This window comes from Desulfovibrio porci (genome assembly GCF_009696265.1).
In the GTDB taxonomy this organism is placed as follows: Bacteria; Desulfobacterota; Desulfovibrionia; order Desulfovibrionales; family Desulfovibrionaceae; genus Desulfovibrio; species Desulfovibrio porci.
Map to the genome: position 1 here is coordinate 155,129 of NZ_VUMH01000006.1, position 17,169 is coordinate 172,297.

Here is a 17,169-nt window from a genome sequence, read left to right on the forward strand (position 1 = left end):
GAGGAGGTGAACTTGCAAGTTGATTCTTCTTCCAGGCCAAAGCTGTGGTTCAAGCGAATTGTCCTTTTCAAGGCGCTAAACCCCATTGAGGTGATACGCGAAATTGGCCTACATCGGGGCCTGAATATCATTGTGGGCAAGTCCTCCCGTGATCCGGCTCTGGTGAACAATCCAATGGCTATGTCCGGGCATTCCGTTGGCAAGACAACCTTTTGCCGCCTCCTACGCTACTGCCTTGGCGAACAGCATTTTTCCACGGAAAGTGGGGAACAGCGCCTTCGGGCAAGCCTTCCGTATTCGTGGGTTGGCGCGGAACTGGAAATAGAGGGAACTCCTTGGGCTGTTCTTCGCCCCTTGGGCGCACAAAAAGCTCCATCTGCCGCCGGACAGGATACTTCCATTGAAGAATTGGCTGCCGCGCCCCAAAAGGGTTCCGGCTATTTTGAGTTCCGCCAGGAACTGGACAAGTTGTTGCCTCCTGGGGTCCATCATCCGCAACTTACTTATAAATGGGAACACCTTTTGTCATGGATGACACGGGATCAGGAGTGCCGACTCAGAAAATTTGAAGTCTGGCGGGATGCCGAGAGCGGCTCCGATGTGCCGGGGTTTCGCAGGCCAAAAGAATTCCCGGTACATCTGGTCCGTGGAATGCTCGATCTACTGGTCCCGGAAGAATCCGAATGGAGTCACACCTTGTCGGAGCTTGCAAAACGACAATCAAACTTGAAGGAAGAACAGCATAGCGCGTCACAGGATGCCGACCATTTTTATCGCGATGCAAGCAGACGGCTTGCCGAGTTCGTGGGAGATTTTCCGGACACCAGAGTAGATTCCGCGCCACGCCTGGATGGCCCGGTCATGCAAGCGGAAACTCGTAAGCTCAAATTCCGCGAAGAGTACGAAAAACTGGAAAAACAATTTGAGGAAGCAGACAGCCAATTCCGCAATTGGCAACGCTATGTTGATAACGCGCTGGATAGAAAAAGACAGCTTGACGCCCTAAGTACGGCGACTCCGCCCACAGCGCAGCCGCTACAAGCAAAGTCGCCGACCGAGTACGAACAAAAGCAGAAAGAATTGGCGAAGATTGCCGCTCAGGTAGATGGTGGCTGTGAATGTTTATTGGCCAATCAGATGCCCTTGACACAATGTAGTTATGTTATGGCGCATATGGAAGATTTGAAAAATTTCAAACCCGTCCTCAGTTTGTCGGCGGAGCGTCAGAAACGGGCTATTGCGGAAATGGACGCGGAACAACGCGAAAAAATTCAGGCTATAATAAACCAACAAACAGTCGTCCAAGATGCCCTGGATGAGGCCGTGCGACAAGCGAAGAGCTATGACGATGAGCGCAAAAAGGTTCTAAAGGAACTCTCCGCTCTTGAAAAAGAAATGGATCGGCTGGATCGAGCCTTACAGGCATTTCAACATGCTGAACGTCTCGGCGCGGGAGGCATGCGGGGTACAAAAATCCAGGAGATCATGGAAAGCCTGGAAAAAATTGATTCGGAAATTCATCACGCGAAGAACCAGTTGGATTTTTACAGGGATCAATCCGCGAAAAAAGACCAAGGGCTACAAAAGCTTTTTGATGAACTTGTGCGCCGGATTCTCAAGGCTGATTATTCCGGTTCGATTATAACATCCGCAGAAGATTTCACGCCGCAAATACGGCAGGGCAGTGCTATTGCTGGAGCAGCTGTGGAAAGTTTGAGCTTCATTATAATGGATATTGCATCCATGCTGGCAGCTTCAAAGGGAATCGGCTATCACCCCGGCTTTTTGGTGCATGACAGCCCGCGTGAAGCTGACCTTGATATTGGCCCCTATCATAGCCTTTTTACCGAGATGGCGGCACTAACCAAAGAGAATGGCGGCAAAGATAATGCACCTTTCCAATACATCATCACCACGACAACCGAGCCCCCCACAGAACTGAATGATCTGATACGCCTGTCACTTGCGGCGTACCCCAAAGAAATGATGCTTTTCCGTCAGCGGCTGGAAAACAGAGGTGCGTTGATTAAGGATGCTGAATAGGGGTTATGCCACTCTATGGTGGCGAACAGCTTATCTGCCTTTACGAAAGTATAAGTTTATTTTGACCCGTTTGTGGCCTTGGTGAGAAGCCTTCGCCCAAATGGTAGAACAGGACAAAAACGTGCCCCACCTCTCCCAACAAAGCCAATTTCTGATTTACCAAACCGAAGACGGTCGGGTAAAAATCGATGTCCGCTTCGAGGACGAATCCGTCTGGCTCACGCAACAGATGATGGCTGACTTGTTCCAGACCAGCAGACCAAACATAACTATCCATATTAACAATATTTATGAAGAAGGCGAACTTCAGCCAGAGGCAACTCGTAAGGAATATTTACAGGTTCGCCAGGAGGGTGAGCGGAGCGTCCAACGTAAGCTGGAATACTACAATCTCGACATGATTATCTCTGTGGGTTACCGGGTCAAAAGCCATATTGCCACCCGCTTCCGCATATGGGCCACGCAGCAACTTCGGGAGTTCATCGTCAAAGGTTTTGTGCTGGACGACGAGCGCTTGAAAAACCCCGATCAGCCTTTTGACTATTTTGAAGAGCTACTCCGGCGCATTCAGGATATCCGAACCTCAGAACGCCGTTTTTACCAAAAAATCACAGACATTTACGCCACTAGTATTGATTACGATCCCACCACCGAAGAAAGCATTACTTTTTTCAAAACAGTTCAAAATAAGCTGCATTGGGCTGTAACCGGCATGACGGCGGCGGAACTCATCCACAGTCGGGCCGACAGCGCCAAACCATATATGGGACTGACCACATGGCGTGGAGCAAAGGTTCGGAAACAAGATGTGGGGATTGCCAAAAACTACCTGAATGAAAAAGAACTCTTGGCACTTAACAATCTGGTGGAGCAATATCTGCTCTTTGCCGAAAGACAGGCTCGTTTACGTAAACCTATGCACATGACCGACTGGATTGCCAAGCTGGACGCCTTTCTCACGCTCAACGAAGGCAACATCCTCACGCACGCCGGGAGCATTTCCCACGAGCTGGCCCTTGCCCATGCGGAACAGGAATATGACAAGTTTCATCATCATCAGCTTGAGGCCGGGAAAAAAGAAAGCGATTTTGATAAAGCCGTAAAGGCGTTAACTGACGGAAAAAATGAAACAAACAGATAGCTGTCCAACTACGCCTCAAAAAGAATTTTAAGAAGCTTTAATTTTTTGGGTATTTTTATAGGTATAACAGAAAGAAAAGAATAAAATATAAATAATTTCAATATATTATGTGATATATTTTATCCCGTTGGTGACGCCAGAATTCCAAAGCCCCGCGTCATCTGGCGCGGGGCTTTGTGCGTAAGGGGATGAGGACGGCACACGCCCGGCCTTGTCAGGCCTTGCGCACGCGCGCTTTGTATTTGCGCAGAAAGTCCGCGGGCAGATAGGTCATCTTGGCCTGGCGCAGGCCTTCCTCGTCCAGATCCTGCGCACGGTTGATATACGTGAAGCCCTCGCCGGCGTGCCGCGCGAATTCGCGGTTGATGGTCTGGTACACGCCGCGGAAACCGTTGAGGCCTTTCTCGTAGTGCACGCCCAGGCTCAGGTCGTCCAGCTTTTCACCCACGCTGAAGGCCACCATCTGCCCGTCCACATAGAGCGAACCGCCGTCAAGGCCGCTGAACCTGTCCCAGTGCGAAAGCACTCGGTTGATGGCCTCGTTTTCCGCCCGTAGCGACGGGGAATCCTCGCATTCGTGCCATTGGCACCAGTCGTCCTGCACGGCCAGCACGTCCTCCACCATGGCGTCGTCCAGAGAACGGTAGTCCGGCTCGCCGTAGGTTTTGACATAGCTGTTGAAATGATTCTTCTTTTTGTGGAAGCGTTTGCCGGGCAGGGTGGCCAGGTCCTCTTGTGTGTAAAGGTATTCCCACTGTCCGCGATCTTCCTCGGCGTCCACCAGACCGGGCAGAGCCCGTTGCCAGACATGCAGCAGTTCCTTGGGCACGCGGACAAAGTCGTGCGCGGCTTCGCTGAAGGAATCCGGCAGCACGCGGCTCCAGTCCACGGCGTTCCAGTCGCCCACCGGCGCCCAGCAGACCAGACGGGGGCGGGTCTGGCGGATCCAGCAGAGGTTGTCGTCAAAACACCATTCCAGGCCGTAATAATCCTGCCAGCCCCAGAGGTTGGGCAGGGTATAGTCCAGAGAGCGGCGCGGCGTGCGCTGCCAGAGGTCGTAGAAATCGCGGCTGCCGTCCAGGCTTACCGGCGTAAAGTTCTTGTCCATGAAGCGTTTTCTCCTTTTCGGGACCGTGGCCGCAAGCGCGGACCAGGGCGGACCCGGCCCGTCAGGCGGGCTTGCGCTCCGCGTGATGCCGCCCCCGGCGCTTCATGGCGAAACGCGCCCAGTCGCGGCAGAGCACCACATAGAGCATGATGCAGGTTTGCAGACATTGTGAGAAGAGCATGGCCGCGAAGACGCCCGAGGCCGTGCCCCAGAGAATATGCCCGAGCAGCCAGCCCAGAGGCAGGCGCACCAGCCAGAAGGTGCCGCCGTAGACCATCAGATTGTACTGGGTGGCCCCGGCTCCCACCATGATGCCGCCCATGACCGTACTGGCGATGGAAAAGGGCGTGGAAAGCAGATTGTAGGTCAGATAGCTGACAATCTGGGCCTGGGTACCCGGCTCCTGGGAGAGCAGTTCCGCGATTTCCTGGCGGAACGGCCAGAGCAGGGCTGCCACCAGGCTCATGGCCAGGGCGGCCAGCCCCACCATGTTCAGAGCCACGCGCTTGGCTTCCTGCGGTTTGCCCGCGCCGAGGCTGTTGCCCACCAGCACGGCCACGGTCATGTTGAAGGCCATGCCCGGCAGGAAGAGCAGGGCTTCCACCCTGAGTCCGGCGGTGAGCCCGGCCAGGGCGTTGACGCTGTCCAGGGGCAGCGAGGCCACCAGCACGAACAGGGTGAGGTAGCCGGACTGCCAGACGATTTGGGCCGCGCCCGCAGGCAGGGCCACCCGCAGCAGATAGGGCAGGCCCGCCTTGAGCCAGCGCGGGCTGGGCAGGGAGCGGCGTTGCAGATAACCGGAATGGGCCAGCAGCAGGCAGTTGCAGACAGCCCCCAGGCATTGCGCGCCCAGATTGGCCCAGACCAGGCCCATGTAGCCGAAAGCGGGCAGACCGAACCAGCCCAGGCCGAACCCCAGACAGGCCAGCAGGTTGACCACGCAGACCAGGGCGGCCACCCAGAGCGGCGGCAGCACCTGCCGCGTGGCGCGGAACATGACCCCGGTGGCGGAATAGATATACTGGGCGGGCAGGGCCAGCATGGTGACCTGCCAGAGTTCACGGGCGATGGGCAAAATGCTTTCCGGCACCATGAGCAGACGCAGAATGCCGTCGCCGAAAAACCAGCCGCCTACGGCCACCAGCAGGCCCAGGCCCAGGCTGCCCAGCACGGTGGTGCCCACGTAGCGCTGGGCGCGGCGCATCTTGAGCGCGCCCAGCGACTGGCTGACCGCAGCCGTGGCCCCGCTGGACACGGCCATGATCACCACCATCAGAAAAATGGCGCACTGGGTCACCATGCCCAGGGCGGCCTGCACTTCAGCGCTGATCTGCCCGGCGACCCAGACCGTGATGAAGCCCATAAAGAACACAAGGTACATCATGAGCATCTGGGGCCAGGTCAGCCGCCAGACCGCACGCGGAGAGGTGCTCAGGTCAGGCGTGGGCATGCAAACCGCCCATACGCCACATTGCCGCGTATTTCGGGCTACAGCAGGTCGTCAAAGCAGCGGGCCAGATCTTCCAGGGTTTCACGGCGGCGGATCAGGCGGGCCGCGCCGTCGCTCTGGATCAGCACTTCGGCGGGGCGGCGGCGCTGATTGTAATTGGAGGCCATGGTAAAGCCGTAGGCTCCGGCGTCGAGCATGCCCAATACATCCCCTTCGCGCATGACCGGCAGCAGGCGGTTTTTGGCGAGAATATCGCCGCTCTCGCAGATATTGCCCACAATGGTCTGGAGCATGGGCTCGTCTTCCGCCGCGCCGCTTTGGCCACGGTAGATTTCCACATCGTGGAAGGAATCGTACATGGCCGGGCGCACCAGCACGTTGAAGCCCAGATTTGTACCCACATAGCGCTTGTCGCCGTTGTTCTTCACGGCATGCACCCGGCCCAGCAGCACGCCGCATTCGGCGGCCACATAGCGGCCCGGCTCCACCAGGAAGCGCCCCTTGTAGGCGTTTTGGGCGGCCCAGGCGCTGATCATGGCGTGCAGGCGGCGGCCCAGTTCATTCATGTCCAGACGGGCTTCCCCCTCGTACTTGCGGTAGGGAATGCCGAAGCCGCCGCCGAAGTCGATGATTTCCAGCTTGTCCAGCGCCCCGGCCGACAGGGTTTCGGCCAGATCCAGCAGCACCTGGGCCGCGTTGAGATAGCCGTCGGGCTCCATGAACAGTGAACCGATGTGCTGGTTGATGCCGGCCAGGGTCAGCTCGTGCTTGGCCAGCAGAGCGAAGACCTCGCCCATTTTGTCCGGCGTGACGCCGAACTTGGTTTCCTTGCCCGCCGTGACCACCTTGGCGTGGTGACCGGCCCCGATGCCGGGGTTGAAGCGCACCATGACCTTGCCGCCGTGATTGAGGCGGCCCAGGGTGTCCAGTTGGGAAAGGGAATCCACGCTGACCAGCAGGCCGTGGATCAACGCGTTCTGCAGTTCCGTGTCGGAATTGTTGTTGGAAATGTACAGGATTTCATGCGGCTTGAACCCGGCGAGATCGTCCATGAACAGTTCGCCGGGGCTCATGGCGTCCACCACCAGGCCTTCCTCGCGGATGATTTTCAGCAGCACGGGATTGGCGTTGGCTTTCACCGAATAATTGACCCCGAAGCCGGGCTGGCTGGAAAGGGCCATCAGGTCGCGGCAGCGCCGGCGCAGGACATTTTCATTATAGACATAGAGCGGCGTGCCGTAGGTCTCGGCCAGCTCGCGCGGGCTGTGCTTGCCGTAAAAGTTGAGGCTGTCGGTATAAGCGGAACGGATATCGGACATATACACCTCTGAATAGGATTGCCGCGGCCTTTGCCGCGCAAAGGCCGATGGTTGCATGGAAGCGCCGTGATGACGGGCGGCGGCCCGTTGGCTGGATTGCTTATGTCCCTTAATTACGGGAACAGCTTTTAATTATCCTTGGCAAAGCCGACGCTGTCAAGCTGGGCGCGCCCCGGGCGCGTGCCGTCGACTGGGCGTCGGCCGCCGCAACGCGGGATCTCAAGCGCAGGCCGCTCTGAAAAAGAGGGGCGGCCGCCGGTTGCTTCCGGCGGCCGCAGAGAAGAGGGATGTTCCGATGGTTAGATGGTTCTATCAAAGGAGGAGGTTTTTGGGGGGTGGGTCCGCGCCGCCCTGATGGGGGCTGGGGCGGCGCGGAAATTTGTTCTGTTTTCCCGTATATATTGACCGCCTGTCGGCGGATTTTTTTTATTTGCTGCCCGGTGTTCCGGACGCTGTTGCCTCTAAACATAGCAATGCGCGTGCCAAACTTGAATAATATTGCTAATATACTATAATTAAATAGAATTTTGAATGTAAGCCCGGAACAAAGATGTATATTTTTTATGCAGGCAGGCTCCAGGCCAGTATAAAATTTGCACAGATGCTTATATTTCACGCAGGGGCCTTCGACGGGCAAAGTCCCCGCCCGCGTCCCGGAAAGCGGGACGCTGTGGGGGAGCCGGGGGCTGCGTGCGCCGTTAAACAGTGAAATGCGGAAAAGCGGGGCGGCCATAGTCTCGGTATGAAATGCGGAAAAGGCATGCCGACGTGCCGCGGAAAGAGGACCGGGCCCTCATGAGAAAGCCCGGTAGTATGGCGGAACGGCAGAAAGTGGGGTCTGGACAAACCGTCCGGCCTATCCGGCATGCATGAGGCGCTGTTTCCCAATTAGGATTTTTGTTCTCTGCCCGAGAAGACGAATTCCGGGCTGAGGGAGTATATTCAAGCATATTCGACCCTGGCACGGAGCGGGCCTGACGCGGGCAGTGGGGAATAATTTAGAAACCGTTCCTAACTTGTTTAGTCCCTACGAGTAATAGCGTATGCTATAGCCAACTCCGGGTGCGCGCCGCCGTAAAGCGAAAATCTCGGGTGCAGTCTGCTCTGAAAAAGAGGGGCGGCCGCCGGTTGTTTCCGGCGGCCGCAGAGAAGGAGGATGTTCCGATGGTTAGAGGGTTCTATTCAACGGAGGAGGTTTTGGGGTGGGTCCGCGCCGCTCCTGATGGGGGCTGGGGCGGCGCGGAAATTTGTTCTGTTTTTCCCGTATATATTGACCGCCTGTCGGCGGATTTTTTTATTTGCTGCCCGATGTTCCGGACGCAGTTGTTTCTAATATAGCAATGCGCGTGCCAAACTTGGATGATATGGCTAATATACTATAATTAAATAGAATTTTGAATGTAAGCCCGGAACGAAGATGTATATTTTTTATGCAGGCAGGCTCCAGGCCAGTATAAAATTTGCACAACCGGCTATATTTCAGCCAGGGTATGTTCGGCGGGCAAAGCCATCCGGCACGGCGGAAAACGGTCGCTGTGGGGGAGCCGGGGACTGCATGCACCGTTACACAGTGAAATGCGGAAAAAAGGGGCAGACCATGGCCTCCGTCCTGTTGATGGGCTCGGGCTTTCTGACGTCAGGCGAGGCGGTTGCGGGCCATACGCCCATACGCCATGGGGGCCGTCCCCGTCCCGGCGAACCTTCGCGATCCTCCCTTAGGCATGCCCGGATGTAAAGATCGCGGGCATGGGCTTTGCGCATATCCTTCAGAGCGGTTCCAAGCGACCCGACCCGCGCGGAAACCACCCCGGAAAATCGGGCGCGTTCCCGCCGCTAACCACGAGCAGTTTCGGGCAAGCTTCGCGCCCGTCAGCCGCGCATTGACATCAGGCTCGCGCCGTGTTTTGTTTCGCCTTTATGCGGCAGGCTTTCTCCTCCTCCGGCCCGGCGCCGGAGCGGGCAAAGCTGCAACCACAATTCAACAAAAAAGCCCGCCGCGCGGGCGTTAACGGAGTTTTTCATGCCCATCAAAAAAGGCGATACGGTACGCGCGCACTACACTGGAACGCTGGCTGACGGCACGGTTTTCGATTCCTCCAGAGAGCGCGACCCCCTGGAGTTCACCTTGGGCAAGGGCATGCTGATCCCCGGCTTCGAGTCGGCGGTGGAAGGGCATGAAGCCGGTGAAACCGTCACCGTGACCATTCCCCCGGACCAGGCTTACGGCGATGCCGACCCGGAACTGGTCTTCACCGTGGCCCGCGCCCAGGTGCCCTCGCATATTCCCCTGGAAGTGGGCGTGCCCTTGCAACTCTCCAACGAGCAGGGCCAGATGGATGTGACCATCACCGACGTGGGCGCGGATGAAGTCACGCTGGACGCCAACCATCCGCTGGCCGGCAAGGAACTGACCTTTGAAATCGAGATCGTCGAGGTAAAATAGCCTTTTCGCCTTGCCGCGGAGGGGTCCGTGAGAATGCGGACGATCCCGCGCGGATTGAAGGAGCATGCATGAGCAGTAATACCGCCCGTCACAGCGCCATCCAGGCCATCACCACCTACAAGCCGGACGTGGCTCCGCTCAATTTCGCGGACACCAGGCCCACGGACATTTTCGGCTGCAATGTCTTCAATGACCGGGTCATGCGCGAGCGTCTGCCCAAGGATGTCTACAAGTCCCTGCACAAGACCATTGCCTTCGGCGAACGTATGGACCCGTCCATCGCCGATACCGTGGCTGCGGTGATGAAGGACTGGGCCATTGAAAAAGGGGCCACCCATTTCACCCACGTCTTTTACCCGCTCACCGGCCAGACCGCCGAAAAGCACGACAGCTTTCTGATGCCCGACGGCTCGGGCGGGGTCATTGCCGAGTTTTCCGGCTCCATGCTGATCCGGGGCGAGCCCGACGCTTCCTCTTTCCCCTCCGGGGGGCTGCGCTCCACCTTCGAGGCGCGCGGCTACACGGCCTGGGACGTGACCAGCCCGGCCTATATCATGGAAAACCCCAACGGCACCTTTCTGTGCATCCCCACCATGTTCCTGTCCTGGACGGGCGTGGCCCTGGACAAGAAAACGCCGCTGCTGCGCTCCGGCCAGGCCCTGAATCGCGAGGCCCAGCGGGTGCTGGCCCTGTTCAACATCCACACGGATCTGCCGGTGATTTCCTACGCCGGTCTGGAGCAGGAATACTTTCTCATCGACCACAACTTCAATTTCGCCCGGCCCGACCTGCAGATCGCCGGACGTTCGCTGTTCGGCGCGCGCCCGGCCAAGGGCCAGGAATTCAGCGACCAGTATTTCGGGGTCATCCCGCAGCGCGTGCTTTCCTGCATGATGGAAGTGGAACGTGAACTCTACAAACTGGGCGTGCCCGTGCGCACCCGCCACAACGAGGCGGCGCCCAGCCAGTACGAGATCGCGCCGCTCTACGAGCCCAGCAACCTGGCCGTGGACCACAACCACATCATTATGGCCACATTGCGCAATGTGGCCAAACGCTACGGCCTGAAGTGCCTCCTGCACGAAAAGCCCTTCAGCGGCATCAACGGCTCGGGCAAGCACGTCAACTATTCCCTGGGCAACGCGGAACTGGGCACGCTCTTTGACCCCGGCGAGACGCCGCACGCCAATGCCAAGTTTCTGGTTTTCTGCGCGGCCATGATCCGCGCGGTGCACAAGTTCGGCGGCCTGCTGCGGGCCACTGTGGCCAGCGCCAGCAACGATCACCGCCTGGGCGCGCACGAGGCCCCGCCCGCCATCATGTCCATTTTCCTGGGCGACCAGCTCACCGAAGTTTTCGAAGCCTTCCGGGCCGGGCGCGCCGAGGACGCGGCCAGCGGCAAAGGCGGCCGCGCCCTGAACCTGGGGGTGGACACCCTGCCGCCCCTGCCCACGGACCCCGGCGACCGCAACCGCACTAGCCCCGTGGCCTTTACCGGCAACCGTTTTGAATTCCGCGCCGTGGGCTCCAGCCAGTCCGCCGCCGGTTCCATCACCGCGCTCAACGCCATGATGGCCGACTCCCTGGGCTTCGCCGCCGACTGGCTGGAACGGGAAATCAGGGACGGCAAAGCCTTTAACGCCGCCGTGGAGTCCTTCATCAGCCATGTCATTGAGGAACACAGCGCCGTGATCTTCAACGGCGACGGCTACTCGGAGGTCTGGCACAACGAGGCCCGGCGGCGCGGCCTGCCGGATCTGCGCAATACGCCCGAAGCCCTGCCGGAACTCACCCGGCCCGAGGTCATCGCGCTGTACGAAAGCCAGGGCATTCTCAACCGGGCCGAGCTCAAGGCCCGGCAGGACATCTACCTGGAGCAGTACTGCAAGACCGTGCGCACCGAGGCCAACCTGGCCATCCGCATGGCCCGCACCATCATCTTCCCGGCGGGCATGCGCTACCAGGGCGAACTGGCCGGTACCGCCGCCCGGATGCAGTCCATCGGCAAGGATTATAAAACCATGACCTTGGACGAGGTGACGGCGCACCTGCGCGGTTTGCAGACGGCCACGGCCCGGCTGGAGGATGTGCTGGCCGATGTGGGGCAACTGGGCGAAGGCCTGGACGCCGCCCGGCGCTACTGTGAGGAAGTGCTGCCCCTGATGCGGGAGACGCGCCGTTACGCCGACCTGCTGGAAACCCGCGTGGCCGACGATCTGTGGGCTTTGCCCAACTATCAGGAAATTCTGTTCGGAAAATAGCGGACGGAATGCCAGCTGGAATACAACGGCCGCCGATCCTGTTTGGGACCGGCGGCCGTTGTATTTGCACTTCTACTCCGGAAATTTCCCTCGTCTGCTTGAATCTCCATTGATCCAGCCCCTGCATCTGATTTTTAACTGGGGCAGCAGATAGGGGAAGTAACGTCGACGGATAGTAAAATCATAGCGATACTTTTCGTTTATTATGGCATAAAAATGAAAATCGTCCCTCCAGACCAGATTCGAAAGGCAATATGATGGAGGAACCGGCGTAATACCCATACCGCCAAGGCATTTTCTGCAGAGTATTTTTGAACATTCCTTATTAATAGTAATGAAATTCACAGCTTCTTCAAACGGGCAGTCATAGTCTGTTACCAAAAGGTATATATTTCCTGTTGCATATTGGCGCAACAGATCAAGGCCCGGAATACGGAGATTCGTGCACCTGCCTCCGGCCATGAGCAGCGAGGAGCCGGAATCGCACGGTTGCAGGGAAAAAATGTCTGTTTGCTTCACGGCTTCACCGAATGCGCCCGGTGTTGACTTTCGGGCATGCCGCCTGAAACGGGAGCAGAACAACTATGGCCTATTCCATTCCTGGAGGGAATCTTTTATGGGATGGAAAACTGTATAGGCTTGACAAGCTCCGGCTCTTTGTATAAAGGCTGAAAACAGAAATGATTTTGAAAATAGACTAAGGATTTTGCAATGCACGCTTTCCCGACCACCTTCTTTGCTGACAGCTTCCAGGGCTGGTGGTGGCGCATCAACATGCGGGGGGGAGACGTGCGGGCATAGGATTCCGTTCGTTCCGGTCAGCTATTGTAAGCGCCGTCTCCCCGTGAGACGACGCTTTTTTTGTTTCCACCACACACGAGGACAACGAAGATGAAAAACAAGGGTACTGCGCAAACGCCGCTGACAGTGCGGCAATCCGCCCGCTGGCTCCCGGCGGACATGGACACGCCCATCAGCCTGTTTATGGGCATGGTGGGTGCGGGCAACGGCATTTTGCTCGAAAGCGCCGAGGTGGACGGCCGCTGGGGCCGCTACAGCATTCTGGCCTGCGACATGGCCCTGTTCATCTCCTGCCGTGACGGCAAACTGGCCCTGCGCGTGGAAGATCAGCGTTTCGCGCCGCTGGCCGAGCTGGAAGGCCGTCCCTTTGTGGAAGGGCTGCGCGAACTCATGGCGCGCCTGGAGATCACGCCGCCGGAAAACATCTCCGGCCTGCCGCCCATCACCCGCGCCCTGTACGGTTATCTGGGTTTCGGCATGGCCGGTCTGTTCAACGCCAAACTGGCCGCGATCATGCCGCCCGACGAGGCGGACTGCCTGCTGGCCCTGCCCGGCACGGTGCTGGTTTTCGACCATCTTTACAACCGCCTCTGCCAGATCAGCCTGGGCGAGCACCGCACCTTGCGCAGCGCCCATGAAGCGGTGGACCCCGCCGCCAACGGGGGCAACGCAACCGCAGCCGCGGATCCGGAAAATATCGTCGCCGAACCCGGCGAGGCGGGTTACAAGGCCTACGTGGAGCGGATCAAGGAAATGCTGCGCCGGGGCGAGGCCATCCAGGTGGTGCCGTCGGTGCGTTTCTCCACGCCCTTTGCGGGCAATCCCTTTGAACTTTACCGGCGCATGCGCCGCTTCAACGCCTCGCCCTACATGTTTTACATGCGCTTCCCGGAGCTGACCCTGTTCGGTTCCTCGCCGGAGGTCATGGTCCGTTGCGAGGAAGGGCGTTTGCAGCTTTCGCCCATCGCGGGCACGCGGCGGCGGGGCTGTGACGATCTGGAAGACGCCCGCCTGGCCGCCGAACTGCGCGACGACCCCAAGGAGCGGGCCGAGCACGTCATGCTGGTTGATCTCGGCCGTAACGACCTGGGCCGCGTGGCACGGCCGGGCAGCGTCAATCTGGAGCGCTACATGGAAGTGGAACGCTATTCCCACGTCATGCACCTGACCAGCCGGGTCACGGCGCGCCTGGCCGACGGTCTGGACGCCCTGGACGTGCTGGCCGCCGCCTTCCCGGCGGGCACGGTTTCCGGCGCGCCCAAGGTGCGGGCCATGGAGATCATCCGTGAGCTGGAAGGCCGCGCGCGCGGCCCGTACGCGGGCTGCATCGGCTGGCTGGGGCTGGACCGGGGGAGCGTCAATCTGGACACGGGCATCACCATCCGCAGCATGTGGGTGCGGGACGGCAAACTCTTCTGGCAGGCGGGCGGCGGCATTGTCCATGACTCCGACCCGGAACTGGAATGGAAGGAAGTGTGCAACAAATCAGCCATCATGCGCTTGGTCTTGCGGGCGGAGGACGAAGAATATGTTTCTGCTCATCGATAATTACGATTCCTTCACCTATAATCTGGTGCAGGCTTTTTACGCCCTGGGGCATACGCCGCGCGTCCTGCGCAACGACGATCCCGCCGTGCTGGAGGCGGCGACAGGCCCGGACCTGAGCATGGTCTGCATCTCGCCCGGTCCCGGCCATCCGGCCAATGCCGGGCTCTGTCCGGAATTCCTGAACCGCCTTGACCCGCGCGTCCCCGTGCTGGGCGTCTGCCTGGGGCATCAGCTTCTGGGGCTGCACGCCGGGGCGAGAGTGGAAGTGGGGCCCTGCATCATGCACGGCAAACAGTCGGAAATCGTGCATGACGGCACGGGCCTGTTCAGCGGCCTGCCCAATCCCATGAAGGTGGGGCGCTACCATTCCCTGGTGGTACGCGCCGACGAGGATGCGGCCAATCCCCGCTTTACTGTGACCGCCCGCGCTCCGGAAGGCGAGGTCATGGCCCTGCGCTACAATGACCGGCCCTGGGTGGGCGTGCAGTTTCATCCCGAATCCGTGCTCACGCCCGAGGGGCTGCGCCTGCTGGGCAATTTCCCGCAGGCCGTCATGAGCAAGGATAACGAGGCCGCCAGCCTGACCGCCATTCTGGAGCGTCTGGCCCGCAAGGAAGACCTTACGGCGGAAATGGCCGCCGCCGGTTTCGCCTCGCTCATGGACGGCAAGATGACCCCGGCCCAGGCGGGCAGCTTTCTCATGGGCCTGCGCATGAAGGGCGAAAGCGCCCTGGAACTGGCACACGCCACGCGCGCGGCTCTGGCCCGCGCCGTGCGTGTGGACGGCGTTTCCGGCACCAGCATCGACGTGGTGGGCACGGGCGGCGACGGCCGTAATTCTTTCAACTGCTCAACGGCTACGTCGCTGGTGCTGGCGGGCATGGGCTACAAGGTGGTCAAGCACGGCAACCGGGCCGTGTCCTCCAAGTGCGGCAGCGCCGACGCCCTGGAGGCCTTGGGCATCGCTCTGGACAAGAATCCGGCCTCGGTGGCCGAGATGGTGCGGCGGCGCAACTTCGCCTTTCTTTTCGCGCCGCACTTCCATCCGGCCTTCAAGAACATCGGCCCGCTGCGCAAGGAACTGGGCGTGCGCACGCTCTTCAATATTCTGGGCCCCATGATCAACCCGGCCCGGCCCAGCCATCTGCTCATGGGCGTGGCCCGGCCCGAGCTGGTGCCGCTGGTGGCGGAAACCCTCTTGCAGTCGCCGCTCTACCGGGCCGCCGTGGTCTGCGGCGCGGGCGGCTACGATGAACTGACGCCCATAGGTCCGGCGGAAATCGCCCTGCTGCACAACGGCACGGTCAAACCCCTGCCCCTGAATCCGGCGGATTTCGGCATCCGGCCCTGCACGCCCGAGGATCTGGCCGTGCACAGCAAGGATGAGGCCGTGGACGTGCTCAAGGAACTGCTGGAAGGCAACGGCTCACGCCCCATGCTGGACATGGTGGCGCTCAATGTGGGCCTGTCCGTCTATCTGCTGGAGGAAAACATGAATATGGCCCTGTGTATGGCTCGCGCCCGCGAGGCGGTCAGCGCCGGTCTGGGCAGGAAGGTGCTGCATGCGGCTTGAGCGTTTTCACCAGGCCAAACAGGCCGAAGTGGCGGCCTTGCGGCTGGCGGCGGAGCGGGGGAGCCTTCCTGCGCTCCTGACGGCTCCCCGCCCGGATTTCGCGGCGGCCCTGCGTACACCCGCAAGGCGCGCGCCCCTGGCCGTGGTGGCGGAATACAAGCGGGCCTCGCCCTCACGCGGCGTCATCCGCGAAGATCTGGACGTGGAAGAGGTGGTCCGCCAGTATGCGGCGGCCGGAGCGAGCGCCCTGTCCATCCTCACGGAGGAAACGTATTTCCACGGCAGACCGGATTTTCTGAGCCGCGCCGCCGCCCCCGGCCTCTATCCCGCAACGCCTTTGCCCCTGCTGCGCAAGGATTTCATTTTTGATCCCCTGCAGGTGCGGGCCACGGCGGCCACACCGGCCTCGGCCCTGCTGCTGATCGTGCGGCTCACGCCCGAGGCCACCGTGCTGCGGCGGCTGCGGGAGGAGGCCGAGTCCTTCGGCATGCACGCGGTGGTGGAAGTTTTCGATGCGGCGGATTTGCGTCTGGCCCGGGAGAGCGGGGCGCGCATCATCCAGGTCAACGCCAGGGATTTGCAGACCTTTGCCGTGGACCGCGCGGCCTGTCTGGCTCTGGCCGAGGCCTGCCCGCCGGAAAACCACGAAATCTGGGTGGCGGCCAGCGGCATCAGCGAACCCGAGCATCTGGTCCTGGCCGCGTCGGCGGGCTACAGGGCGGCCCTGGTGGGTACGGCCCTGATGGAGCACGTCCGGCCCGGCGCGGCTCTGGCGGCCCTGTTGGGCAATGACTCGGTTCGCCGTGTATTGGACGGGGTGGACAGCAACGTCCTTAAGGGAGAGAATAATCATGCTGATTAAAATCTGCGGTCTGACCCGTCAGGCGGATGTGGACGAGGCCGCGCGCCTGGGCGCGCGTTTCTGCGGCTTTATTTTTCACCCCAAGAGCCCGCGCTGTCTCGCCCCGGAACAGGCCGCGCGCCTGGAAAGCGGCTCCATGCAGCGGGTGGGCGTTTTTGTGGAGCAGAGCGCCGATGAAATCCTGCGCGTCATGCGCGAGGCACGCCTTGATCTGGCCCAGCTGCACGGCGGACAGAGCGTGGCCTGTGCGCGGGCCGTGGGCGCGGAACGGGTCATCCGGGTCATCTGGCCGGACCGCTACATGCACCGGGCGCAGTTGCACAGCGAACTGCAAAAGCATGCTGAGGCCTGCGCCTGGTATCTGCTGGACGCGGGCTTGGCCGGCGGCGGCAGCGGCAAGCGTCTGGAATGGCAGGATCTGTACGGGCTCAGGGCGCCGCACCCCTGGCTGCTGGCCGGGGGCCTGAATACGGACAATGTGCGGCGGGCGCTGGCCCAGTGCGCGCCTGACGGCGTGGATTTCAACTCCGGCATTGAAGACGCGCCGGGACGGAAAAATTCGCAAAAAATGGCGGCGGCCGTGACAGCCGCGGCACAACCAAAGGCAACGGGGAAGTAAG

General features: G+C 60.1%; 11 protein-coding genes. 8 read left to right on the forward strand and 3 right to left on the reverse strand.

Annotation, left to right across the window (positions count from 1 at the left end):
* The first annotated feature begins 12 nt into the window (after nt 1-12).
* On the forward strand, nt 13-2,043 hold the full coding sequence (locus FYJ44_RS07725; protein WP_154510863.1) for a hypothetical protein: 2,031 nt from the start codon (nt 13-15) through the stop codon (nt 2,041-2,043).
* A gap of 100 nt (nt 2,044-2,143) precedes the next feature.
* On the forward strand, nt 2,144-3,184 hold the full coding sequence (locus FYJ44_RS07730; protein WP_154510865.1) for a virulence RhuM family protein: 1,041 nt from the start codon (nt 2,144-2,146) through the stop codon (nt 3,182-3,184).
* Nucleotides 3,185-3,398: 214 nt separating this feature from the next.
* On the opposite strand, the gene FYJ44_RS07735 is transcribed toward FYJ44_RS07730, so the two are convergent.
* The 3 genes from FYJ44_RS07735 to lysA all read right to left on the reverse strand — a co-directional run bounded on the left by FYJ44_RS07735 (nt 3,399) and on the right by lysA (nt 7,061).
* Nucleotides 3,399-4,292: a DUF2156 domain-containing protein gene (locus tag FYJ44_RS07735; RefSeq protein WP_154510867.1), complete on the reverse strand. Its 894-nt coding sequence runs from the start codon at nt 4,290-4,292 to the stop codon at nt 3,399-3,401.
* Nucleotides 4,293-4,353: 61 nt separating this feature from the next.
* Nucleotides 4,354-5,742, reverse strand: coding sequence for an MATE family efflux transporter (locus FYJ44_RS07740; RefSeq protein WP_154510869.1), 1,389 nt, complete (start codon nt 5,740-5,742; stop codon nt 4,354-4,356).
* 38 nt (nt 5,743-5,780) lie between these two features.
* Nucleotides 5,781-7,061 (reverse strand): diaminopimelate decarboxylase, encoded by a 1,281-nt coding sequence (lysA, locus tag FYJ44_RS07745; protein WP_154510871.1) that lies wholly within the window; start codon nt 7,059-7,061, stop codon nt 5,781-5,783.
* A 2,020-nt stretch (nt 7,062-9,081) separates the two neighbouring features.
* On the opposite strand from lysA, the gene FYJ44_RS07750 reads away from it, so the two are divergent.
* From FYJ44_RS07750 to FYJ44_RS07775, 6 genes are all read left to right on the forward strand, one after another.
* The gene (locus tag FYJ44_RS07750) at nt 9,082-9,504 is read left to right on the forward strand and encodes an FKBP-type peptidyl-prolyl cis-trans isomerase (RefSeq protein ID WP_154510873.1); all 423 of its coding nucleotides are present in this window, start codon (nt 9,082-9,084) and stop codon (nt 9,502-9,504) included.
* Nucleotides 9,505-9,572: 68 nt separating this feature from the next.
* The gene (locus tag FYJ44_RS07755; RefSeq protein ID WP_154510875.1) at nt 9,573-11,765 is read left to right on the forward strand and encodes a glutamine synthetase III family protein; all 2,193 of its coding nucleotides are present in this window, start codon (nt 9,573-9,575) and stop codon (nt 11,763-11,765) included.
* An 891-nt stretch (nt 11,766-12,656) separates the two neighbouring features.
* Nucleotides 12,657-14,114 (forward strand): anthranilate synthase component I family protein, encoded by a 1,458-nt coding sequence (locus FYJ44_RS07760; protein WP_154510877.1) that lies wholly within the window; start codon nt 12,657-12,659, stop codon nt 14,112-14,114.
* The gene (gene trpD / locus FYJ44_RS07765; protein ID WP_154510879.1) at nt 14,095-15,687 is read left to right on the forward strand and encodes an anthranilate phosphoribosyltransferase; all 1,593 of its coding nucleotides are present in this window, start codon (nt 14,095-14,097) and stop codon (nt 15,685-15,687) included. The genes FYJ44_RS07760 and trpD overlap by 20 nt, the downstream gene beginning before the upstream one ends.
* Nucleotides 15,677-16,549, forward strand: a complete 873-nt coding sequence (locus tag FYJ44_RS07770; RefSeq protein WP_154510881.1) for an indole-3-glycerol phosphate synthase TrpC — start codon at nt 15,677-15,679, stop codon at nt 16,547-16,549. Before trpD ends, FYJ44_RS07770 begins: the two co-directional genes overlap by 11 nt.
* On the forward strand, nt 16,539-17,168 hold the full coding sequence (locus tag FYJ44_RS07775) for a phosphoribosylanthranilate isomerase (protein WP_154510883.1): 630 nt from the start codon (nt 16,539-16,541) through the stop codon (nt 17,166-17,168). Before FYJ44_RS07770 ends, FYJ44_RS07775 begins: the two co-directional genes overlap by 11 nt.
* Nucleotide 17,169: the final 1 nt, after the last annotated feature.